This is a genomic window from Methylophilus sp. Leaf416, from assembly GCF_001424665.1.
Lineage (GTDB): Bacteria > Pseudomonadota > Gammaproteobacteria > Burkholderiales > Methylophilaceae > Methylophilus.
Map to the genome: position 1 here is coordinate 222,589 of NZ_LMQS01000005.1, position 21,764 is coordinate 244,352.

At 47.6% G+C, this 21,764-nt stretch carries 19 protein-coding genes; 17 read left to right on the forward strand and 2 right to left on the reverse strand.

Features of this window, described 5'->3' with window-relative positions; genetic code table 11:
* Window positions 1-61: 61 nt before the first annotated feature.
* The 13 genes from ASG34_RS13170 (at window position 62) to ASG34_RS13230 (ending at window position 14,101) form a co-directional block, all read left to right on the forward strand.
* Complete coding sequence (locus ASG34_RS13170; protein WP_055831267.1) at window positions 62-1,249, forward strand: O-succinylhomoserine sulfhydrylase; 1,188 nt, start codon at window positions 62-64, stop codon at window positions 1,247-1,249.
* Between the two features lie 249 nt (window positions 1,250-1,498).
* On the forward strand, window positions 1,499-4,069 hold the full coding sequence (gene gyrA / locus ASG34_RS13175) for a DNA gyrase subunit A (RefSeq protein ID WP_055831269.1): 2,571 nt from the start codon (window positions 1,499-1,501) through the stop codon (window positions 4,067-4,069).
* An 8-nt stretch (window positions 4,070-4,077) separates the two neighbouring features.
* A complete protein-coding gene (serC, locus tag ASG34_RS13180) occupies window positions 4,078-5,157 on the forward strand; it encodes a 3-phosphoserine/phosphohydroxythreonine transaminase (RefSeq protein WP_055831270.1) in 1,080 nt (359 codons plus the stop codon).
* A 23-nt stretch (window positions 5,158-5,180) separates the two neighbouring features.
* Window positions 5,181-6,263: a prephenate dehydratase gene (gene pheA, locus ASG34_RS13185; protein WP_055831271.1), complete on the forward strand. Its 1,083-nt coding sequence runs from the start codon at window positions 5,181-5,183 to the stop codon at window positions 6,261-6,263.
* 11 nt (window positions 6,264-6,274) lie between these two features.
* The gene (gene hisC / locus ASG34_RS13190) at window positions 6,275-7,396 is read left to right on the forward strand and encodes a histidinol-phosphate transaminase (protein WP_055831273.1); all 1,122 of its coding nucleotides are present in this window, start codon (window positions 6,275-6,277) and stop codon (window positions 7,394-7,396) included.
* Complete coding sequence (locus ASG34_RS13195; protein ID WP_055831276.1) at window positions 7,393-8,475, forward strand: 3-deoxy-7-phosphoheptulonate synthase; 1,083 nt, start codon at window positions 7,393-7,395, stop codon at window positions 8,473-8,475. Before hisC ends, ASG34_RS13195 begins: the two co-directional genes overlap by 4 nt.
* Before the next feature lie 19 nt (window positions 8,476-8,494).
* Window positions 8,495-8,728, forward strand: a complete 234-nt coding sequence (locus ASG34_RS13200; RefSeq protein WP_055831278.1) for a hypothetical protein — start codon at window positions 8,495-8,497, stop codon at window positions 8,726-8,728.
* A 14-nt stretch (window positions 8,729-8,742) separates the two neighbouring features.
* Window positions 8,743-9,684 (forward strand): pyrroloquinoline quinone biosynthesis protein PqqB, encoded by a 942-nt coding sequence (gene pqqB / locus ASG34_RS13205; RefSeq protein ID WP_055831280.1) that lies wholly within the window; start codon window positions 8,743-8,745, stop codon window positions 9,682-9,684.
* A gap of 9 nt (window positions 9,685-9,693) precedes the next feature.
* Complete coding sequence (gene pqqC / locus ASG34_RS13210) at window positions 9,694-10,458, forward strand: pyrroloquinoline-quinone synthase PqqC (RefSeq protein WP_055831282.1); 765 nt, start codon at window positions 9,694-9,696, stop codon at window positions 10,456-10,458.
* 34 nt (window positions 10,459-10,492) lie between these two features.
* Window positions 10,493-10,777, forward strand: coding sequence for a pyrroloquinoline quinone biosynthesis peptide chaperone PqqD (pqqD, locus tag ASG34_RS13215; protein WP_055831284.1), 285 nt, complete (start codon window positions 10,493-10,495; stop codon window positions 10,775-10,777).
* Between the two features lie 17 nt (window positions 10,778-10,794).
* Window positions 10,795-11,976 carry a pyrroloquinoline quinone biosynthesis protein PqqE gene (gene pqqE, locus ASG34_RS13220; RefSeq protein ID WP_055831286.1) on the forward strand — a complete coding sequence of 394 codons (1,182 nt, stop codon included), beginning with the start codon at window positions 10,795-10,797 and terminating at the stop codon, window positions 11,974-11,976.
* Between the two features lie 117 nt (window positions 11,977-12,093).
* Window positions 12,094-13,266 (forward strand): multidrug effflux MFS transporter, encoded by a 1,173-nt coding sequence (locus ASG34_RS13225; protein ID WP_235559812.1) that lies wholly within the window; start codon window positions 12,094-12,096, stop codon window positions 13,264-13,266.
* Window positions 13,267-13,405: 139 nt separating this feature from the next.
* Window positions 13,406-14,101, forward strand: a complete 696-nt coding sequence (locus ASG34_RS13230) for a hypothetical protein (RefSeq protein WP_055831290.1) — start codon at window positions 13,406-13,408, stop codon at window positions 14,099-14,101.
* 84 nt (window positions 14,102-14,185) lie between these two features.
* Here ASG34_RS13230 and ASG34_RS13235 read toward each other — a convergent pair whose 3' ends face one another.
* Both ASG34_RS13235 and ppsA read right to left on the reverse strand, forming a co-directional pair.
* Window positions 14,186-14,989, reverse strand: coding sequence for a pyruvate, water dikinase regulatory protein (locus ASG34_RS13235; protein ID WP_055831292.1), 804 nt, complete (start codon window positions 14,987-14,989; stop codon window positions 14,186-14,188).
* Window positions 14,990-15,026: 37 nt separating this feature from the next.
* Entirely contained in the window at window positions 15,027-17,399 is a 2,373-nt protein-coding gene (ppsA, locus tag ASG34_RS13240; protein WP_082504922.1) for a phosphoenolpyruvate synthase, read from the reverse strand.
* Window positions 17,400-17,618: 219 nt separating this feature from the next.
* On the opposite strand from ppsA, the gene ASG34_RS13245 reads away from it, so the two are divergent.
* The 4 genes from ASG34_RS13245 to mch all read left to right on the forward strand — a co-directional run bounded on the left by ASG34_RS13245 (window position 17,619) and on the right by mch (window position 21,681).
* Complete coding sequence (locus ASG34_RS13245) at window positions 17,619-18,593, forward strand: beta-ribofuranosylaminobenzene 5'-phosphate synthase family protein (RefSeq protein ID WP_055831293.1); 975 nt, start codon at window positions 17,619-17,621, stop codon at window positions 18,591-18,593.
* 145 nt (window positions 18,594-18,738) lie between these two features.
* Window positions 18,739-19,632: an NAD(P)-dependent methylenetetrahydromethanopterin dehydrogenase gene (locus ASG34_RS13250; RefSeq protein ID WP_055831296.1), complete on the forward strand. Its 894-nt coding sequence runs from the start codon at window positions 18,739-18,741 to the stop codon at window positions 19,630-19,632.
* A gap of 23 nt (window positions 19,633-19,655) precedes the next feature.
* A complete protein-coding gene (locus tag ASG34_RS13255; RefSeq protein ID WP_235559813.1) occupies window positions 19,656-20,741 on the forward strand; it encodes an ATP-grasp domain-containing protein in 1,086 nt (361 codons plus the stop codon).
* Window positions 20,707-21,681, forward strand: a complete 975-nt coding sequence (mch, locus tag ASG34_RS13260) for a methenyltetrahydromethanopterin cyclohydrolase (RefSeq protein WP_055831300.1) — start codon at window positions 20,707-20,709, stop codon at window positions 21,679-21,681. The genes ASG34_RS13255 and mch overlap by 35 nt, the downstream gene beginning before the upstream one ends.
* The last annotated feature ends 83 nt before the right edge of the window (window positions 21,682-21,764 follow it).

Below are 21,764 nucleotides of genomic sequence, written 5' to 3' on the forward strand. Positions count from 1 at the left end.
CTGCATACCTTGTAAAGTTAAATGTGTCGTTAAAGATTAAGATAGTTGGAAGATTAACAAAATGAGTGATCAATACCATTTGGAAACGCTGGCAGTACGTGCTGGCACGCTGACAACCGAGTTTGGTGAAAATTCTGAAGCCCTGTTCCTGAACTCCAGTTTCCGTTTTAAAAATGCAGCCCAGGCAGCGGCAAGATTTGGCGGCACAGAGCCTGGCAATATTTACTCGCGCTTCACCAACCCGACCGTGACTATGTTTCAGGATAAGCTGGCCGCTTTGGAAGGTGCCGAACAATGCGTGGCCACCGCCAGCGGCATGGCGGCAATTTTGGCCTGCATCATGGGTATTTGTAGTGCGGGCGACCATGTGGTGGCTTCGCGCAGTGTGTTTGGTACCACCGTGCAGTTATTTTCGAATATCCTTAAACGTTGGGGGTTGGAGGTGACATTGGTATCACTTACCGATACTGACGCATGGAAAGCCGCTGCAAAACCCAATACCAAATTGTTTTTTGCCGAAACGCCTTCTAATCCGCTGACCGAAGTAGGCGATATTGCTAAGCTGGCTGAAATAGCCCATGCTGCAGGCGCTTACCTGGCAATTGATAATTGTTTCTGCACCCCGGCTTTGCAACAGCCATTGAAATTGGGTGCCGATATTGTGATTCACTCTGCGACTAAATATATTGACGGTCAGGGTAGGGTGTTGGGCGGCGCTGTGCTTGGTAATAAGACCTTGATGGAGCCGGTCTATGGATTCTTGCGTACCGCAGGCGTGACCATGAGTGCATTCAATGCCTGGGTATTCGTCAAAGGCATGGAAACACTACAGATCCGTATGGAAGCGCATGCGCAACGTGCCTTGGCGATAGCGCAGTGGCTGGAACAACAGCCTCGAGTAGCCCGTGTCTATTACCCTGGTTTACCATCGCATCCGCAGTATGTGTTAGCACAACAACAGCAAAGATTAGGTGGTGGCATCGTCACTTTTGAGGTTAAACCACGCGCCGGACAAAACGCGCAGGAGGCCGCCTGGGAGTTAATTGACGCCACTAAGCTGATTTCAATTACGGCTAATCTGGGTGATGCGAAATCGACCATCACACATCCGGCAACCACTACGCATAGCCGTGTGTCAGCCGAAGCCAGGGCAGAAGCTGGCATCAAAGATAACCTGGTGCGTATTGCAGTAGGGCTGGAGCACGTTGAAGATTTAAAAGCTGACTTGCAGCTGCTGTCGCAAGCTTAACACCAGCTTTAAAACAAACGGTTTATCGCTACCTGGAGACGAGTAATGCGATAAACCGTTTTTTATTATCCCGAGTTTTATTGTTTCCATATATGGGCAGGTAAAACGATAGATTTAATTCTGCATTTTGCACTTGTTTTTTACTTCTGCAAGGCTGATCCAGGCCATTTTAGCCGCGTTTTAAGCAGCCAGAGTCTGCTAAATATGCTAAAATCGCGAGATAATTTTTAACTATAAAATGGGTCAAGAATGAGTCAGTCTCCCGATCAGTTTGCTAAAGAAACCCTGCCTATCAGTCTCGAAGACGAGATGCGCCGCAGTTATCTTGATTACGCGATGAGCGTAATTGTTGGTCGTGCTTTACCAGATGTGCGTGATGGCCTCAAACCAGTACACAGGCGTGTATTGTTTGCCATGCACGAACTATCCAATGACTATAACAAGCCATACAAAAAGTCTGCCCGTATTGTCGGTGACGTGATCGGTAAATACCATCCGCACGGCGATACCGCGGTGTATGACACCATCGTTCGTATGGCGCAGCATTTTTCCTTGCGTTACATGCTGGTTGATGGCCAAGGTAACTTTGGTTCAGTGGATGGTGATAACGCGGCGGCAATGCGTTATACAGAAATCCGCATGTCCAAAATCGCCCATGAACTGCTGGCAGATATCGAGAAAGAAACCGTCGATTTTGGCCCTAACTATGATGGCAGCGAACAAGAACCGCTGATTATGCCAACGCGAATCCCTAATCTGCTGATTAACGGCAGCTCGGGGATTGCGGTAGGTATGGCGACCAATATTCCTCCACACAACCTGAATGAAGTGTTGAACGGCTGTTTCGCGCTGCTGAAAAATCCAGAAATTTCGATTGATGAGCTGATTGAGTACATCCCTGCACCTGACTTCCCGACTGCCGGTATTATTTATGGCACCGTTGGCGTAAAAGAGGGATATCGCACCGGTCGTGGCCGTGTCGTGATGCGTGGCCGCACGCATTTTGAAGATCTGGATAAAGGTGGTCGCCAGTCCATCATCATTGATGAACTGCCTTATCAGGTGAATAAGAAAACCCTGATCGAGAAAATTGCCGAGCTGGTTAACGAGAAAAAAATAGAAGGCATTTCTGATCTGCGCGACGAGTCGGATAAATCCGGCATGCGCGTGGTGATCGAGCTTAAGCGTGGTGAAGTGCCAGAGGTAATTCTTAACAACCTCTACAAGCAAACGCAACTGCAAGATACCTTCGGCATGAATATGGTTGCCCTGATGGATGGTCAGCCACGATTGCTCAACCTGAAGCAGATGCTGGAAGCCTTCCTGCGCCATCGCCGTGAAGTCGTTACACGCCGCACTGTATTTGAGCTCCGCAAAGCGCGTGACCGGGGTCATGTACTCGAAGGTCTGGCGGTAGCCCTGGCTAATGTGGATGAGATGATTGCCATCATCAAGGCCGCACCAACGCCACCGGAAGCGAAAAAAGAATTGATGGCACGCAACTGGCATTCCACTGTGGTGGAAGAGATGCTCAAGCGCGCAGCCATGGAAGCATCACGTCCAGAAGGACTATCCGTAGACTTTGGCTTGACGCCAAATGGCTATCGCTTGTCAGATGTGCAGGCGCAGGAAATCCTGCAGATGCGTTTGCAACGCCTGACCGGCCTGGAACAAGACAAGATAGTGACCGAATATAAAGAGGTGATGGATATCATCGCCGATTTGCTTGATATCCTGGCGAAACCTGAACGCGTGACGGCCATTATTGTTGAGGAATTGAATGAAATCCAGAAACAGTTTGGCGACAAGCGTCGTTCCGAGATTGAGCACAATACGCAAGACCTGTCGCTGGAAGATTTGATTACACCGCAAGACGTTGTAGTGACGTTGTCACATACCGGGTATATCAAATCCCAGCCTTTGGATGAGTACCGTGCACAGCGCCGTGGTGGTCGTGGCAAACAAGCCGCAGCGACTAAGGAAGACGATTTTATCGACAAGATGTTTGTGGCAAACACGCATGATTACATTCTGTGTTTCAGCAGTCGTGGCCGTGTTTACTGGCTCAAAGTCTATGAAGTGCCGCAAGGTAGCCGCGTTAGCCGTGGCAAGCCGATTGTGAACCTGTTCCCATTGGAAGAAGGTGAGAAAATCAATGCTATCCTGCCGGTGAAAGAGTTTGACGAAAACCATTATGTATTCATGGCGACTGCCATGGGTACAGTAAAGAAAACTGCGTTGACTGAATTCTCCAACCCGCGCAAATCCGGCATTATCGCGATTAACCTCGATGACAATGACTACCTGATTGGTGCAGAAGTCACCAATGGCAAGAATGACATTGTGCTGGTTTCCAACGGTGGTAAAGCGGTTTGGTTTACTGAAGATGACGTTCGCCCAATGGGTCGTGCGACGCGTGGTGTGCGCGGTATGAAACTGGCTGCCAAACAGCAGGTACTTTCATTACTGATTGCAGAAAATGATCAGCAATCAGTATTGGTTGCCACCGAAAATGGTTATGGTAAACGTACTGTGTTGTCTGAATTCCGTCACTCCGGTCGCGGTACACAGGGCGTGAAGGCGATTGCAATCAGCGAGCGTAACGGCTTGGCGGTTGCAGCAAGATTGGTGACAGCAGATGACGAAATCATGTTGATTACCACCGGTGGTGTATTGATCCGTACCCGCGTCAAAGAAATTCGTGATATGGGCCGCGCTGCACAAGGCGTGACACTGATTAACCTGGGTGAAGGCGAGAAGCTTTCCGGTCTTGAAAAAATCGTTGAAACTGATGAAGACGAGAACGATAGCGAAGAATAGTTGGATTCATGACACAGATTTTTAATTTTTCAGCGGGTCCGGCAGTATTACCGAAACCGGTTCTGGAGCGCGCGCAAGCTGAAATGCTTGATTGGCATGGTAGTGGAATGAGTGTGATGGAAATGTCACACCGCGGAAAAGAGTTCACCGGCATACTGGAGAAAACCGAAGCCGACTTGCGTCAGTTATTAGCCATACCGGCCAATTACAAAGTGCTGTTTTTGCAAGGCGGCGCTATCGGTGAAAATGCCATCATTCCGATGAATTTGCTGAATGGAAAATCGGCGGATTACGTCGTTACCGGTTCCTGGAGCAAGCGCAGTGTGCAGGATGCCAAAGTCTACGGGCAGATCAATATTGCAGCTTCCGCAGAAGCAGATAATTTCACGAATGTGCCGTCATTTTCCAAATGGCAGCTAAACCCTGATGCTGCCTACGTCCATTACTGCACCAATGAGACGATTAATGGTGTTGAGTTTGTGGATGTGCCTGACACAAACGGCGTACCTATTGTCGCTGATATGTCTTCGCATATTCTTTCTCGCCCGATTGATGTATCGAAATATGGCGTGATTTATGGCGGTGCACAAAAGAATATCGGCCCGGCAGGTTTGTGCCTGGTGATTGTGCGCGAGGACTTGCTGGAACAAGCCTCACCATTAACACCAGCAGTATTCCACTGGAAAACGCAGGCCGAAAACCAGAGCATGATCAATACGCCGCCTACTTATAGTATTTATATTGCAGGCCTGGTGTTTGAATGGTTGTTGGCACAAGGTGGCGTTGAAGCGATAGAAAAAGTAAATATTGCCAAAGCCAACCTGCTCTACGACTATGTGGATCAAACCGAGTTTTACTACAACCCGATTGAACCGGCTTACCGTTCACGTATGAATATCCCGTTCCGTTTGCGCGATGAGAGCCTGAATGAGGCATTTCTGAAAGCCGCAGATGCGCGTGGTCTACTGCAGTTAAAAGGTCATCGTTCCGTAGGTGGTATGCGCGCCAGTATTTACAATGCGATGCCGATTGAAGGTGTGCAAGCGCTAGTCGCTTTTATGCAGGAATTCGAAAAAGGTAATTCTTAATTCACATTAAGTATGAATCTTAAATGTCTGATTTATTAAAAAAATTTAGAGATAAAATTGATGCTATCGATGCGCAGGTATTGGCATTGGTGAATGAGCGCGCAGCTTTGGCGCGTGAAATCGGACATTTGAAAGACGATGGTGTTATCTACCGTCCGGAGCGAGAAGCGCAAGTCATACGCCGTTTACAGGCTGACAATCAGGGACCTTTGTCTCCGGAAGCCGTCAGCCATATTTTCCGTGCCGTGATGTCAAATTGCCGTGCGCTGGAAAAAGAGTTGTCTATCGCTTTTTTAGGCCCTTTAGGCACATACAGTGAAGAGGCAGCCCTGAAACAATTTGGGGAAGGGCGCCAGGCAGTCGTTTGCGCCAGCATAGATGAAGTGTTCCGCACGGTGGAAGCGGGCCAGGCAGATTACGGGATTGTGCCGGTTGAGAATTCAACCGAAGGTGCGGTGGGTATTACGCTGGATTTACTGTTAGCCAGTGCATTACAAGTCGTTGGCGAAGTGACACTGCCGGTGCACCATTGCCTGCTGTCAGCCCAACAGGATATTTCGCAAATCTCGCATGTGTTCTCGCACGCGCAATCCTTATCGCAATGCCATGAATGGCTCAATAAGGTACTGCCTGGTGTAGAGCGGGAGGCGGTGACCAGCAATGCCCGTGCAGCGCAGATGATTCATGAACTGGTTGCGACCCAAGGCACGTTTGCTGCTGCGATTGCCAGCAAGCGCGCCTCCGAGCTGTTTGATTTGCATATTCTGGCTGAAAATATTGAAGATGACCCAAAAAATACCACGCGTTTTTTGGTGTTGGGTAATCATAGCGTAGCGCCGTCAGGGCAAGACAAGACTTCTCTCGTGATGAGTGCCCATAATAAGCCGGGTGCTGTGTTACAGCTGCTGGAGCCATTATCACGCCATGGCGTCAGTATGACCAAACTGGAGTCCAGGCCTTCACGCCAGAATTTATGGAACTACGTATTTTTTGTCGATATTGAAGGGCATCAGCAGGCGCCTTCTGTGCAAGCGGCATTGAAAGAATTAGCCGAACGCGCCACATTCCTCAAAGTGTTGGGTTCATATCCAACCGCCATTATTTAACTGTTAAAGATATGTCTGACTCATCAAAGCTTTCTCATTTGTCGGCATTGGCGCCAGCCAATATACGTGCGATTGCCCCTTATCAGGGTGGCAAGCCTATCAGCGAGCTGGCTCGCGAAATGGGATTAAACGAAATAGATATCGTAAAGCTGGCCTCAAATGAAAACCCACTAGGCATGAGTCCTAAAGCGCAGATGGCGCTTGAAGAAGCCATTTACGAAATCGCACGATATCCGGATGGTAACAGTTTTGCGCTACGTGATGCAGTCAGCCAGAAATACCAGGTAAAGCCGGACCAGATTGTATTTGGTAACGGATCCAATGACATACTGGAATTGGCGGCACGTGCATTTCTAACAGCCGGTGATGAGGTGATTTATTCGCAGCATGCCTTCGCTGTGTATCCACTGGTGACGCAAGCGGCAGGTGCAACTGGAATAATAGTCCCTGCTGTGGATTTTGGTCACGATTTGGATGGGTTTTCAAAAGCCATTACGCCAAAAACCAAACTGATTTTTGTCGCCAACCCGAACAATCCGACCGGCACATTGATTTCCAAAGCAGTGCTAAAAGACTTTCTGCAAAAAGTGCCGAAAAATATTGTGGTGGTACTGGATGAAGCTTATGACGAGTACCTGTCTGTAGCTTATAAATCTGAAGCCATTAAGTGGCTGGCTGAATTTGAAAACCTGATTATTTCGCGCACGTTTTCCAAGGCTTATGGACTGGCAGGTTTGCGAGTTGGGTTTGGCCTCATGCATACTGCCTTGGCCGATTTGATGAACCGCGTGCGCCAGCCATTTAACGTCAATAGTTTGGCACAAGTGGCGGCAACAGTATCATTACAGGATGAAGACTTTGTCGAACGCAGCTATGCAGTCAATCAGGCCGGTATGTCACAAATAACGCAAGGTTTAACAAAGCTAGGGTTAAGTTTTATTCCATCTTTTGGCAACTTTGTCAGCTTTAAAGTGACCAATGCGAGCGCTGTCAATCAGGCTTTGTTAAAACAAGGCGTGATTGTGCGGCCGGTAGCCAATTACGAAATGCCGGATTATTTACGCGTGAGTATTGGCTTGTTTAGTGAAAATGCACGTTTCCTGGAAGTGCTGGAACAGATTTTGAAGTCATGAATACCTATGAAAAATTAGCCACCGACGATGTTCGGGTGCTCGAAGTGAAACCACTGGTGAAACCGGCGGAGCTGTTGTCACGCCTGCAGGAAAGTAATACCACCACCCAGAATATCCTGCAAACGCGCACGGCGATTCACCATATTCTGCATCAAGGTGATGACCGCCTGGTAGTCGTTGTCGGGCCGTGTTCGATTCATGATACCGATGCTGGCATGGAGTACGCAAAGCGCCTGCTTGAAGTACGTAACCGCCTTGGCAATGAGCTGGTTATTGTGATGCGGGTATATTTTGAAAAACCGCGTACCACGGTCGGCTGGAAAGGATTGATCAACGACCCACATCTGGATGGCACGTATGACATTAACTTAGGGCTGGAAAAAGCACGCCGCTTTTTGCTGGAAGTAAATGAAATCGGCATGCCTGCAGCCACTGAGTTCCTGGATGTAGTATCGCCACAATACACTGCAGATCTAGTCAGCTGGGGCGCAATTGGTGCGCGCACCACCGAATCCCAGATTCACCGCGAACTTGCATCAGGTTTATCCTGCCCGGTCGGTTTCAAAAATGGCACTGACGGTGGCGCTAAAGTAGCGATAGACGCGATTAAGACTGCTGCAAGCCCGCATCACTTTTTATCTGTGACCAAAGAGGGTGAATCGGGCATTTTTGCGACCAAAGGCAATGAAGATTGCCATGTTATTTTACGTGGTGGCAAATTACCAAACTTCGATGCGAAAAGTATTGGTGAGGTTTGTGACCAATTAGCAGATGCTGGCCTGGCACCTGTGTTAATGGTGGATTGCAGTCATGGCAACAGTCAAAAACAGTACAAAAATCAGATTGCAGTCGTTGACGATATTTCGGGCCAAATTGCAGGTGGAGATAGCCGTATTATCGGTGTGATGCTGGAGTCGCATCTTAACGAAGGCCGGCAGGATCATTATCCGGGCTGTACATTAAATTATGGACAATCCATTACCGATGCCTGCCTGGGTTGGGAGGATTCGGTAGGGGTGCTGGAAAAATTGGCGATTGCAGTAAAATTCAGACGCGAAAAACTGGCCGAAGAAGATTAGTCCATTTAAGCAGACGTAAATGAAAAAGCCGCATTATTCAATGCGGCTTTTTCATTTTGTAACACCATATGATTGTGCTCATGAAAATCATGAGCAGGGAATCATTGTCAGTAGCAGGGTGAACTTGCAACGCATGCGTATGATGCGAGTCATACTTACAGGCAAGAGTGATTGGTCATTGCCGCACGAAGAGTTATCAACGATGATGAGTGAATTATTGTATGATGGCCTTCGTTACCTCAATAATTATTAAAACAGAAGCGATTTATGTATATACACGTGTTGGGTGCTGGTGCTGGCGGGGGCTTCCCGCAATGGAACTGTAACTGTGAAAACTGTGATGGCTTGCGTAAAGGCACGATTAAAGCCACGCGTCGTACACAGTCCTCTATTTGTGTGTCCAGCAATGGCATTGATTGGGTGTTGTTTAATACTTCACCGGATATTTTGCAGCAAATCCAGGAATTTCCACCTTTACAACCAGGGCGTGCAATCCGTGACAGCGGTATCCAGGCCATTATTTTGATCGACGCCCAGATTGATCATACCACTGGCCTGTTTATGTTGCGCGAAGGGCAGGTCAAACGTGAGATTTACTGTACCAATATGGTCTATGAAGACTTGACCAGTGGTAACCAGATTCTGAATATTCTCGGCCACTACTGCGGTGTGAATCACCACGAAATCGCGATTGATGCCAATGACATCAGCCTAGCTAATAGCTTTGAGATACCAAATGTGCCGAACTTGCGTTTTACTGCAGTGGCATTAAAAAGCGCTGCACCGCCTTATTCACCGCATCGTAATGATCCTCACCCTGGCGACACCATAGGCGTTTTGATCGAAGAAATCACAACCGGCAAAAAATGCTGGTACTCGCCTGGTTTGGGTGAGATCGAGCCACATTTGCCTGCCTTGATGAACCAGGCTGATTGCATCATGGTAGATGGTACTTTCTGGACAAATACTGAAATGCTGGACATGGGTTTGATGACTAAAACCGCACGTAGTATAGGCCACAATCCGCAATCGGGTCCGGGTGGCATGATTGAAGAACTGGATAAGTTCGGGTCTGATAAACCAGTACGTAAAGTGCTGATTCATATCAATAATACCAACCCGATTTTAAGGGAAGATTCCGCCGAGCGCGCCATTCTTAATGATCACAAGATCGAAGTGGCGTATGACGGTATGGATATCATTCTTTAGGAGAGCAATATGAATGCAGTGACACAGGCAGCATTACCCTGGACACGTGAAGAGTTCGAAGCCAAATTGCGGGAAAAAGGGCAGGGCTATCATATTTATCATCCGTTCCATGTGATGATGTATGAAGGAAAACTGACCAAAGAACAGTTGCAGTGCTGGGTTGCCAATCGCTTTTATTACCAGATCGCAATCCCGATGAAGGACGCAGCGATTTTATCCAATTGCCCGGACAAAGAAGTGCGCAAGCAATGGATAGTGCGGATTACCGACCACGATGGCGTAGATGACCAAATCGGCGGTATTGAAGCCTGGATCAAGCTGGGTGAGGCAGTTGGTTTGACGCGTGAGCAAGTGACGAGCCTGGAACTGGTTTCTCCCGGTGTACGTTTCGCGGTGGATGCCTATATTAATTTTGCCAAGCAGCGCTCATGGCAAGAGAGCGTTTGCTCCAGCCTGACCGAGTTGTTTGCTCCGCATATACATCAGCAACGTATCAGCTCCTGGCCGAGCATGTACCCATGGGTGAAAGAAGAGGGCCTGATGTACTTTAAAAAGCGCCTGACCGAAGCCCGCCGCGATGTGGAACAAGGTTTGGGCGTGACTTTAGACTATTTCAGTACCTCGCGTGAAATGCAGTTGAAAGCGCTGGATATCTTGCAATTCAAGCTCAATGTATTGTGGGTGATTGCGGATTCGATCATGCTGGCTTCGACTGACATTAAAGTCGAAGGCCGCGATTATCTGCGGCAGCCGGTCATCAAAATTGAAAACTGATGACTGATTAGACTGAAGATTTGAGAGAAGACAGATGGAAAACAATATTCAATATTCAAATATTTATGCGATTGCCTTACACCACCGCTTTCAGTGGGAAGAGGCGCAGCAAAGCTATGTCATCCTGTTTCCGGAGGGTATGGTGAAATTGCATGGGGGTGCCGGAGAGATTTTGAAGCGCCTGGATGGTAAAGCAAGCGTAGGCGATATCGTTGTCGAGTTAAAAGCTGCTTTTCCGGATGCAGAAGGTATTGAAGCCGATATTCTCGGCATGTTTGACCTGGCTGTCAGCAAAGCCTGGTTACGCAAGGTGAATTGATCCGTAAGGAGAACAGCATGGCACAATTGAATAATGGGGTTGCAGCAAATGTTACGCAGAAACAGCCGCTTTGGCTGTTGGCAGAGGTGACCTACCGCTGCCCGCTGCATTGTGCTTTTTGCTATAACCCGACGGATTATGACAAGCACACCAAAAATGAATTAAGCACCGAGCAATGGATAAATGCGCTACGCGATGCGCGTAAAATGGGTGCCATCCAGCTCGGTATTTCCGGTGGTGAGCCTTTGTTACGTGATGACATTGAAGAAATCGTCGCTGAAGCACATAAACTGGGCTATTACAGCAACCTGATCACTTCCGGTGTGGGATTGACTGAAAAACGCATACAGGCATTTAAAGAATGCGGGTTGGACCATATCCAGCTTTCCATGCATGATGTGACAGAAGATATTAGTAACTTTATTACCAATACCCGTACTTTTGAGTTGAAGAAAAAAGTAGCGGCCATGATTAAAGCGCATGGTTATCCTATGGTGCTGAATGTGGTGATTCACCGCTTCAACATTGACCAGGTTGGCAAAATTCTGGAAATGGCTGAAGCGCTGGGTGCTGATTACGTTGAGCTGGCCAATACGCAATATTATGGCTGGAGCCTGGTGAATCGCGATCAACTGATGCCAACGCGTGAACAATTGAATAGGGCCGAAGCGGCCACCAATGCTTTCCGCGAGCGTGTTGGTAATAAAATGAAGGTATTTTTTGTGGTGCCTGATTACTTTTCCGACCGCCCGAAAAAATGCATGAATGGCTGGGGTGAGGTATTCATGATCGTCACTGCAAATGGTGATGTGCTGCCATGTCATTCTGCCCGCGTTTTACCAGGTATGGAGTTCCCGAATGTACGGGAAAATGGACTGGAATGGGCCTGGAAAGAATCACCAGCATTTACCAAGTATCGTGGTAAGGACTGGATGAAAGAGCCTTGCCGCAGCTGCGACGAGCAGGATAATGACCTGGGTGGTTGCCGTTGCCAGTCTTATATACTAAGTGGCGATGCTGAAATGGCCGATCCGGTATGCACCAAATCACCAAACCGTCATTTGATTGATGAAGCATTACTAAGCTCACAAAATCCTTTGGTGCGCGAGCAACCGATTATTTTCCGCACCGACAAAAACTCCAAGAAATATGTGGAAGGCGACAAGGAAAGAGTTGAGCAATTTCATGCCTTGCCCTGATCATGGCAGTTACATGCTTTATAATCAACAGGCGCTTCGGGCGCCTGTTATTTTTTATGATCTTTTATTTTTTGTGAAAGTGTCTTCGTGCGGCATTCTTCTTTGTTGGTTTATGTTTTGGCAGCTTTAGCTGCGTTGGCACCTTTCGCTATTGATACCTACCTGCCAGCTTTTCATGTGATGGCGGCATCGTTGCAGGCCGATCCTGTGGCTATCCAACAGAGTTTGACTTTTTACCTGTTGCCCTATGCTTTGATGACACTGTTTCATGGCGCCATTTCTGATGCGATTGGCCGTATCAGAACCATTAAATGGGGATTGGCGATTTTTGTATTGGCCAGTCTCGGCTGTGCTTTCGCACCTAATGTACAAACCCTATGGTTATTTCGTGCCTTGCAAGGTGCCAGTGGCGGTGCAGGTAATACTGTTGCACGCGCGATGGTACGCGACCTGTTTTCTGGCGCTCAGGCGCAAAAAGTGATGGCAACAGTACAATTGTTATTTGGCATTGCACCGGCTGTCGCGCCCATATTGGGTGGCCTGTTGCTAGGCATACACTGGCAGGCAATTTTCATTTTCCTGGCGCTGTATGCAGCCATTTCCTTGTGGGCAGCTATGCGTTATTTACCTGAAACAATGACGGCAGATAAACGGGTGCCACTGTCGCTCCCAGGTATTAAAGACACTTATCTCACCATGCTGAAAAATGGCATCTTTTTGGTATTGATTGCCAGCCTGGGTCTTAATTTTTCAGCGTTTTTTATATATGTATTAGCCAGCCCGGTCTTTCTGATCGAACACCTGCATTTAAGCAGCCAGCAATTTGGTTTCCTTTTCATTCCCACAGTAACCGGTATGATGATCGGCTCCTGGATTTCGCGTCATTCTGCTGGGAAAATATCGCCCACAAATTTGCTGCGCTGGTCATTTGCGTGGATGGTCGTGATCGCGGCTGTCAACGTTGCTGTGCAACTATGGGTCATGCATGCAATTCATCATGTATGGTGGCTGGCCATTATTCCGATTGCTTTATTTAATATAGGCATGGCAGCGGCTATGCCAGTGCTTTCTATCGCCGCTCTCGACTGCTTTCCTAAAGTGCGAGGTACCGCCGCCTCAGCTCAGGCCTTTATGCAAATGCTTTGTTCCACCATCAGTTCGGCAGTGATTGTGCCGCTCATATGGGATTCGCCGCTAAAATTAGCCGGCACCATGCTCTGCATGACGTTGCTTAGTGCCGGATTATTATGGATGGTCAGGCGCCAATTTGTCGCTGTGAAGCCCGTCTAGAACAAGGTCGTAAAATCATAATCTATGATGGGTTTCTGGATTTAATCGTGTATTTGAATCGCATGCTTCTACTCTATGATGACACTATAAATAGCTATACACATTCAGTGTTAATCATAAAAGCAGATGGGAGTCACATATGGAAATGTCCAGAGAAGAAGATGCACAACGGGCGTATGTCAAACTGCTTACTGGCCAAGGTGTAAGTCAGCGAGTACTCATACAACGTGAGTTCACCATTATCCGCTTAGGCGCATTCCTCAAAGATATTCCCTGTAGCGGTACTGCTTACCGTCATGCTGTAGACCGCTTTATCGCCAGTATTGATACTGCCGAGATTCCAATGGTGTTACCTGTGGTGCGTGAGTTTTTCTCGTTCTGGGTGCGTGATATCAAAGCGATAGCTGCAATGAGCCAGGCTAAGGTATTCAACGGCAATGTGCCGGTTGCCGCGGTGACGCAAGATGAATTATTCAAGCATTGGTATGATTTGGACAAGACCATGATGTCTACCGCAGAGAAGCAGATTTTAGAAGCTTTTCTGACCGATTCTCAAGCCAAGGGGTTTGACCCTGCCGCCTTTAAGGAGCGTATGCGCATGGCAAAATGCCTGTTACTGTCGCTACGTAATGTCGCTCATAAACAGTCACATAGTTATCGCCAGATGGTGGATAGAAATATGCCATTATTTAATGCGCTTGGTAACCAGCATAAATTCCTGAGTGTAGCGCGTGAATTTTATTATTTCTGGCGTGGCGATATGTTGAAACCTCAGCAGACGCCAGTACCAGGAAAATCTAAAGCAAAAACGTCAGAAATGGCCATGGCTGCTTAATTAATGCACAGTAGAAGATAATTCTGTGAATTACCTGATGATTTAACTGAGGGTAGTTAAAGGGAATTAATCAAACCGCCAGCCTTAGCGCTGGCGAATTTTTTGCAGGATTAAGGCAGAAAGCTCTTCAATGGAACGGCTGGTTGAGTCAGCCCATGTGATGCCGTAACGGCGCATCATGTTTTCCGCCAGTTCAATTTCCTTGCGGCAGTTATCCAGTGAAGCATAAAAACTGTCGGGACGGCGCTCGCTGCGCACCGAATGCAGGCGCTCTGGCTTGATAGTCAGTCCGAATATCTTGTCTATATTTTTCTCTACCGCCGCAGGAAAAGAGCCGCGCTCAAAATCTTCCGGAATCAATGGGTAATTGGCAGCTTTGATACCAAATTGCATGGCCAGATAAATACTGGTCGGTGTTTTTCCACAGCGGGATACACCAATCAGAATCACCTCAGCTTCATCCAGACCGGTGTTAGTCATGCCATCATCATGGTTCAGCGTAAAATTAATAGCTTCCATGCGCTCATGGTAGCTATTACCCATAGAGCTGTAAGCAATGCTTGCGCCTGTCAGAGGCTCCTGGTTGAGTTCTGAGCCTAGCGGATAGATAAAGCGGTGAAACAGGTCAATAAAGTAAGCATTGGCCTGTTTCAGGCGATTTCTATGCTCGCCGTTACCCACCGACATGATCACAATCGGGCGGATGCCGTCCTGATCTGCAACTTTCTGGATATGCTCGAAACCTGCCTGTACCTTTTCATCGTTATCGGTGAAGGGCAGGCGGGTAGTAGTGAATTTGGTATTTGGAAAATGTTCAAGCAGTTTGCTCAAGGCACCCGCCGTAATCCCCGTACCATCAGAAATAATAAACACAGAACGGTGATTCATGCGATTGCCTTGAGTTAAAGAGCTTTAAAGCTAAAAATTACTTTTTAGTCAGACGCTGCCAGGTGGCAACCACAGTATCCGGGTTCAGCGATACAGACTGTATGCCTTCGGCAACCAGCCATTCAGCAAAATCTTCATGGTCAGAAGGGCCTTGGCCGCAAATACCTACGTATTTACCTAAACGGTTACAGGTACTGATTGCCATTTTGAGTAATACTTTAACTGCGTCATTACGCTCATCGAAGCCATCAGCGAGGATGCCGGAATCGCGGTCCATACCCAGTGTCAACTGTGTCAGGTCGTTTGAACCGATAGAGAAACCATCAAAGTATTCCAGGAACTGCTCAGCCAGCAGGGCGTTCGCAGGAATCTCGCACATCATGATCAGGCGCAGGCCGTTTTCACCACGTTTGAGGCCGTTTGCGGCCATGATTTCTGTCACAGCTCTGGCTTCATCAAGAGTACGAACGAATGGAATCATCAACTCAACGTTCTCTAGACCCATTTCATCACGGACTTTTTTCATGGCCTGGCATTCCATGGCAAAACATTCTTTAAAGTCTTCTGCCATGTAACGCGCTGCGCCACGGAAACCGATCATCGGGTTCTCTTCATCCGGCTCGTAAATGTCGCCGCCGACCAGTTTCTTGTACTCGTTAGACTTGAAGTCTGAAGTACGCACAATCACTGGTTTCGGGTAGAACGCAGCCGCAATGGTTGCAACGCCTTCCGCGACTTTATCAATGTAGAACTGTTTCGGGCTGGCATAGCCACGGGCGCGGTTGTGAATGATCGTTTGAACGGATTTCGGCATGGCTTCGACATTCAAAATCGCTTTAGGGTGTATGCCAACCATGTTGTTGATGACAAACTCCAGACGCGCAAGGCCAACGCCATCGTTAGGCGTTTGCGCAAAGGTAAACGCCATATCAGGGTTGCCTACGTTCATCATGATTTTGCATGGCGGTTTAGACAATGCACTATTAGATTGCGTGGATACTTCAAAATCCAAAGCACCGTGATAAACAAAGCCTGTTTCACCTTCAGCACAGGAAACAGTCACGATTTCGCCATCGCGCAGTAAATCCGTTGCATTGACTGAGCCAACAATGGCCGGGATGCCTAATTCACGCGCAATAATCGCTGCGTGACAAGTACGACCCCCACGGTTCGTCACCAGGGCACTGGCGCGTTTCATCACCGGTTCCCAGTTAGGGTCTGTCATGTCGGCAACCAACACATCACCAGGTTGTACTTCGTGCATATCGGCTGGATCCAGAACAATACGTACAGGACCTACACCTACTTTTTGCGTCACGGCACGACCGGCAACCACTGGCACTGAGGAGTGCTTCTGTAATTTAAATGTCTCAGTAACGTTTTTGGCCGCTTCCTGTGATTTCACTGTTTCAGGGCGCGCTTGCAGGATATACAACTTATTATCCAGGCCGTTTTTACCCCATTCGATATCCATTGGGCAACCATAATGCTGTTCAATGGTGATCGCGTAACCCGCTAATTCCAGGATATCAGCATCATTCAGAGAGTAACGGTTAGATTCAGTCGCATCTACCGGCACTGTATTGGTAGATTTACCAGCCTGTGTTGCGTCAGAGAACACCATCTTGATCAGTTTTGAACCCATGGTGCGACGTACGATAGCCGGTTTGCCTTTATTGAGTAATGGCTTATGTACGTAGAACTCATCAGGGTTCACCGCACCTTGCACCACAGTTTCACCCAGACCGTAAGAAGATGTGATAAATGCAACATCTTTATGACCGGATTCAGTGTCAATCGTAAACATGACACCTGCACAGCCAATGTCTGAACGCACCATTTGCTGTACACCAGCAGACAGGGCAACATCGGCATGTACGAAGCCTTTATGAACACGGTATGAAATTGCGCGGTCATTATATAAAGATGCGAACACTTCTTTAATGGCATGGTTGATGTTATCCAGGCCATGAATATTCAAAAAGCTTTCTTGCTGACCAGCGAAAGATGCGTCTGGCAAATCTTCTGCGGTAGCAGATGAACGGACAGCGAAGGTAGTGCCCGGTGCCGATTTATCGATCAGCTTCGCGTAGTTCTGTGCAATGGCGCTTTGCAAGGCGTCCGGAAACTCAGCTTCCATAATCCACTGACGGATTTGCGAACCGCACTTCGCTAGCTCTTGCGTATCATCAGCATTCAGTTTATCGAGCAAGTCATTGATTTTTTTATCTAGACCGCCTTGAGATAAAAATTCACGGTATGCCTCAGCTGTAGTTGCAAAGCCTGTCGGTACGCGTACACCCTTAGCGCTGAGCTGAGAAATCATTTCACCCAAAGAAGCATTCTTGCCACCGACTGACGGCACATCGCTGTTTCTGAGATTCTCGAATGGAATAACATGACTAACCATATAAAACCCTTAATTGTTTTAAATCAGATGATATCTATCGCCGATGAAATCTACCACCGAGTGCAATGGATCGAATTCGATAAAGTGAGGTTTACTCTTGAGTGCAACCTGTTTCAAGGAATTACTTTTATCCAAGCATTATGCCAAAATCATGTTTTAATGTCACGTCGGCTTCGCGCTGACAGCCCATATTTTTCAGCACCAGTATAATTTGCCGTTATGAATGCAGTAAACTCTTCAATACGCTCGGTCAGCGTGACTACCCATGGTCGGTTGCATCTCGGCTTTTTTGATTTAAGTGGCGAGAGCGAACGTCGTTTTGGTAGTGTAGGGGTGGCCATTGATGCTTACCAAACCGCAGTGACTATTTCAACGCAAGCTCAGCAAGATGAAGTAGATCCCTGGGCATTCAATATTCTGCAACAGCATTTAGAATCTATTGCTGCTAATAATCCAGCTCAACCACTTGATTTAAACATTCGTCATGCCGTTCCCCGGCATAGTGGCTTGGGGTCAGGCACGCAAATGGCGCTAGCAATTGGTGCAGGCGTAAATACACTACTGGGTAAGCCGTTGAACACCGCCCTTATCGCATCTGCCCATCAACGAGGTGCTCGCTCGGGGATCGGTATCGCTACTTTTGATCATGGTGGCTTAGTGGTCGATGGAGGCCGCGGCCCCGAAACTATCGTACCGCCATTACTGGCACGTCATGCATTCCCCGCAGAATGGCATTTTTTATTAATTGTCGATCAAAGCCGTGATGGGCTGCATGGCAATGGTGAAAAAACCGCTTTCAAACAGTTACCGCCACAAACAGTCGCAGCCTCAAAAGATATTCAGCATCAATTATTGATGCAAGGATTGCCCGCATTGGTTGAACGGGATTTCCAGGCTTTTAGTGCATTTGTCGGGGAACTGCAAAATTATAACGCAGATTATTTTGCGCCTGCACAAGGCGGTGCTTATGCGAGCCAGTCAGTGGCACACATTTTAAACGGCTTCAAACAGCAAGGTTTTCACGGAGTAGGTCAAACGTCATGGGGCCCTACCGGTTTTGTGCTACTGCCTTCGAAAGCTGATGCTCTACAAATGCAGGCAGATTTGGCACAGCGCCATGCCACAAACCAACATTTATCATTTATTGTGACCGCTGCCATCAATAATGCAGCGCGAATTGAAACAAATATATAGAATAAAGCTAAACTGATTATTAACCTTAAATAACATATTCGGGAAAAGTGTCTATTTTTAAGGTCTGCTTCTGATTTTGAATATGTATGTCATTGTGTATATTGCTACGAATACTTTTTAGTAAACGGATTCCACAGGGGGAATAATGAAAAAAACCAGTATTATGCATTTATTCACAGCCGCGAAAAATGCCAGTCCATTCGATGTGAATATGGCATTTGATGCAGGCTATGAAAAAATTATTTCCTATACAGACGTCACGCTGAATGAGGTGATTGCTTTAACTCAAGATGCGATTTTTTCACGCAGCCCTAGCGGCCTCAAACAACAGGCTTTATTTTTTGGTGGCCGTGATATCCAGGTTGCGCTTGAAATGCAGAAACAGGCGCGCAGCGCCATGTTTAAACCTTTTGAGTGCCATACCTTTTCTGATCCTTCAGGCGCGTTTACAACAGCTGCTGCGATGCTGGCAAAAGTCGATTTTTACCTGCAAAAATCCGGCAGCGGTTTAGGCAAAGAGAAAATTGCTATTTTTGGTGCGAGCGGCACCGTGGGTTCTACCGCTGCGCTCATCGCCGCACGCCAGGGGTCTACAGTGTTGATGGTTGCGCATGCAGGTGTAGATAGCATGCAAGCCTATGTCGATAAATTATCCAGCAGTTACGATGTGAATTTAAAAGTGGTGGATGGTAGCTCTGAAGAGGCCAAAATTGCGATCCTGAATGAGGCAACAGTGGCTTTATGTGCCACGCCAGCAGGTATTCGTGTACTGGAAACCCGCCAGTTAGCCAATTCCAAATCATTGAAAGTGGTCGCGGATGTGAATGCGGTACCACCGTCAGGCATTGAAGGCGTAGATACGTTCTCTAATGGTGGCGTGATTGAAGGTACACAAGTAGCCGGGTTTGGCGCACTGGCCATTGGCCAACTTAAATATGTGACGCAGAACAAATTGCTTGAGCAAATGCTGCAAAGCGAATCACCCATGCATATTGATTACCACCAGGCATATGAGTACGCCTGCGCCCACGTGGAGTAATTACATCTTTGCGGTTGGCCATAGTGTCGCAAAGCGCACGCGTCTATGCGGAAATGGCGAAGCGCGAAGGATTTGAAGTATTAGCAATTGATGCTTTTGCAGATATTGATACGGTAGCAACTGCAGAGGAAGTTTGGCGATTACCTGCATTGTGTGGGCGGCTAAGTGCTGCAGATGCAAAAACTTTAATAAATACACTGGATGCATGGCAACCGGATTTTGTGCTGATAGGCTCTGGATTTGAGGCAAACGTTGATTGTTATGCAAGCCTGTACAAACGGTATGCATTGCTAGGTAATGTGCCGGAAGTGATTGAACAGGTAAAAAATCCCTTTTGGTTGAAGGCGCACTGTGTTCGCCATCATGCGATGACACCAGAGCTAGTGTCACAAGCTCCCCAAAATGGACGCTGGTTATACAAGATTGCCGGGCAGAGCGGTGGAGCGCATGTACGTGATTGGAATAAAGCTTCGGCGCTAAATGCGGCGAATGGGTATTGGCAAGCATTTCAGTCCGGCCAGCCGGTAGGGGCGTTGTTTGTGGTAAGCAAGAATTCAATCACGTTGATTGGTGTGCATGCCCTGAAGCAACGGCCTGGAATATATACATATGCAGGGGCTTCGCGTTTACATGATGAGAAATTAACGCAAGCCATGCAAGAATTGTTAGATTTGGTCGTACCAGATTCCGGCCTGGTTGGTATTAATAGCCTGGATGCAATCTGGCAAGATGGCCGTTTGCATGTATTGGAAATCAACCCCAGGTTAAGCGCTAGTATGCGTTTGTATGCAGAGTTGCCTTTGATACAGACTCAACTCGCCAGTTGCCAAGGGATGGAGATCCTTGAATTAAATGTATATAAAACACATGCCAGTCATTGCATCGCGTATGCAAAACAAACGTTAGAAATAAATCAGGCGGAGCTCCCAACCTGGTTGGAAGACCGGCCTGAAAATCGCACAATCGAGAGAGGCGAACCTATATGCAGCCTGTATGCAGAAGGGCCTTCAAAAGATGCGGTGCAACAGATTTTGCAAGATAAAAAAACACAATTAGAGAAACTATGGGGCACTTATGTCTGTGAACACATCGAATTCAACATCCATTAGCGTGCAGCAATACAGTGCGCCACTGGTCGCACACCTGATCGCAAATGCACCGGCACTTGGCTGCCTGGTTACTACACATGAGACTGGCGCCACGATTATTGATGCCGGCATCCAAACTCCTGGTGGTTTAGAAGCCGGGCGCATCATAGCTGAAATATGCATGGGCGGTTTGGGTAGCGTGACACTGCAGCAAGTTCCGCAATTCGCTAATTGGCCATTGAGCGTGGTAGTTACAGCAAAGCAGCCTGTGATTGCCTGTTTAGGTAGTCAATACGCCGGTTGGGCACTGTCACACGAGAAGTTTTTCTCACTCGGTAGTGGCCCGGCACGCGCCATCGCACAGCGTGAAGAAGTTTTCAAAGATATTAATTACAGCGATAAAGGCGATCAGTCGGTATTGGTGCTGGAAACCGATAAAGTGCCGCCAGTGGAAGTGATTGAGAAAGTCGCCAGGGATACTGGTCTGCCAGCTAATAAACTGACTTTTATCCTGACCCCTACCCGGAGTATTGCCGGTTCGCTACAAGTGACTGCACGCGTACTGGAAGTCGCACTGCACAAATGCCACACTCTGCATTTTGATCTCAGCGCCATTGTTGATGGCTATGGTGTGGCACCAGTGCCAGCACCTTCACCAGACTTTATCACCGGTATGGGCCGCACCAATGATGCCATTTTATTCGGTGGTTTTGTGCAATTGTTTGTGAATGTTGAAGATGCTGCTGCTGAACAACTGGCGCAACAATTACCTTCTTCCGCTTCTAAAGATTATGGACGTCCATTTGCTGAGGTATTTAAAGCAGTGAATATGGATTTCTACCAGATTGACCCTATGCTGTTTTCACCGGCCAAAGTCAGCGTCACTAACCTGAAGTCCGGTAAAACATTCTTTGCCGGTCAATTCAATGAGGCCTTGCTAAACCAATCTTTTGGTGGATAGATATTCATCTAAACTTGGGTAAGTATCCAAGACAAATGGCATAAAAGCTTACGTGATATATGGTACGTGAGCTTTAAATAATG

What these genes read in the sequence shown, in the direction of transcription:
- ASG34_RS13195 (WP_055831276.1), top strand. Translation starts at nt 7,393, where the DNA reads ATGAATACCTATGAAAAATTAGCCACCGACGATGTTCGGGTGCTCGAA.
- ASG34_RS13250 (WP_055831296.1), top strand. Translation starts at nt 18,739, where the DNA reads ATGAAAAAAACCAGTATTATGCATTTATTCACAGCCGCGAAAAATGCC.
- ppsA (WP_082504922.1), bottom strand. Translation starts at nt 17,399, where the DNA reads ATGGTTAGTCATGTTATTCCATTCGAGAATCTCAGAAACAGCGATGTG.
- pqqE (WP_055831286.1), top strand. Translation starts at nt 10,795, where the DNA reads ATGGCACAATTGAATAATGGGGTTGCAGCAAATGTTACGCAGAAACAG.
- serC (WP_055831270.1), top strand. Translation starts at nt 4,078, where the DNA reads ATGACACAGATTTTTAATTTTTCAGCGGGTCCGGCAGTATTACCGAAA.
- hisC (WP_055831273.1), top strand. Translation starts at nt 6,275, where the DNA reads ATGTCTGACTCATCAAAGCTTTCTCATTTGTCGGCATTGGCGCCAGCC.
- ASG34_RS13245 (WP_055831293.1), top strand. Translation starts at nt 17,619, where the DNA reads ATGAATGCAGTAAACTCTTCAATACGCTCGGTCAGCGTGACTACCCAT.
- ASG34_RS13230 (WP_055831290.1), top strand. Translation starts at nt 13,406, where the DNA reads ATGGAAATGTCCAGAGAAGAAGATGCACAACGGGCGTATGTCAAACTG.
- pqqC (WP_055831282.1), top strand. Translation starts at nt 9,694, where the DNA reads ATGAATGCAGTGACACAGGCAGCATTACCCTGGACACGTGAAGAGTTC.
- pqqD (WP_055831284.1), top strand. Translation starts at nt 10,493, where the DNA reads ATGGAAAACAATATTCAATATTCAAATATTTATGCGATTGCCTTACAC.
- mch (WP_055831300.1), top strand. Translation starts at nt 20,707, where the DNA reads ATGTCTGTGAACACATCGAATTCAACATCCATTAGCGTGCAGCAATAC.
- pqqB (WP_055831280.1), top strand. Translation starts at nt 8,743, where the DNA reads ATGTATATACACGTGTTGGGTGCTGGTGCTGGCGGGGGCTTCCCGCAA.
- pheA (WP_055831271.1), top strand. Translation starts at nt 5,181, where the DNA reads ATGTCTGATTTATTAAAAAAATTTAGAGATAAAATTGATGCTATCGAT.
- gyrA (WP_055831269.1), top strand. Translation starts at nt 1,499, where the DNA reads ATGAGTCAGTCTCCCGATCAGTTTGCTAAAGAAACCCTGCCTATCAGT.
- ASG34_RS13170 (WP_055831267.1), top strand. Translation starts at nt 62, where the DNA reads ATGAGTGATCAATACCATTTGGAAACGCTGGCAGTACGTGCTGGCACG.
- ASG34_RS13200 (WP_055831278.1), top strand. Translation starts at nt 8,495, where the DNA reads ATGAAAAAGCCGCATTATTCAATGCGGCTTTTTCATTTTGTAACACCA.
- ASG34_RS13235 (WP_055831292.1), bottom strand. Translation starts at nt 14,989, where the DNA reads ATGAATCACCGTTCTGTGTTTATTATTTCTGATGGTACGGGGATTACG.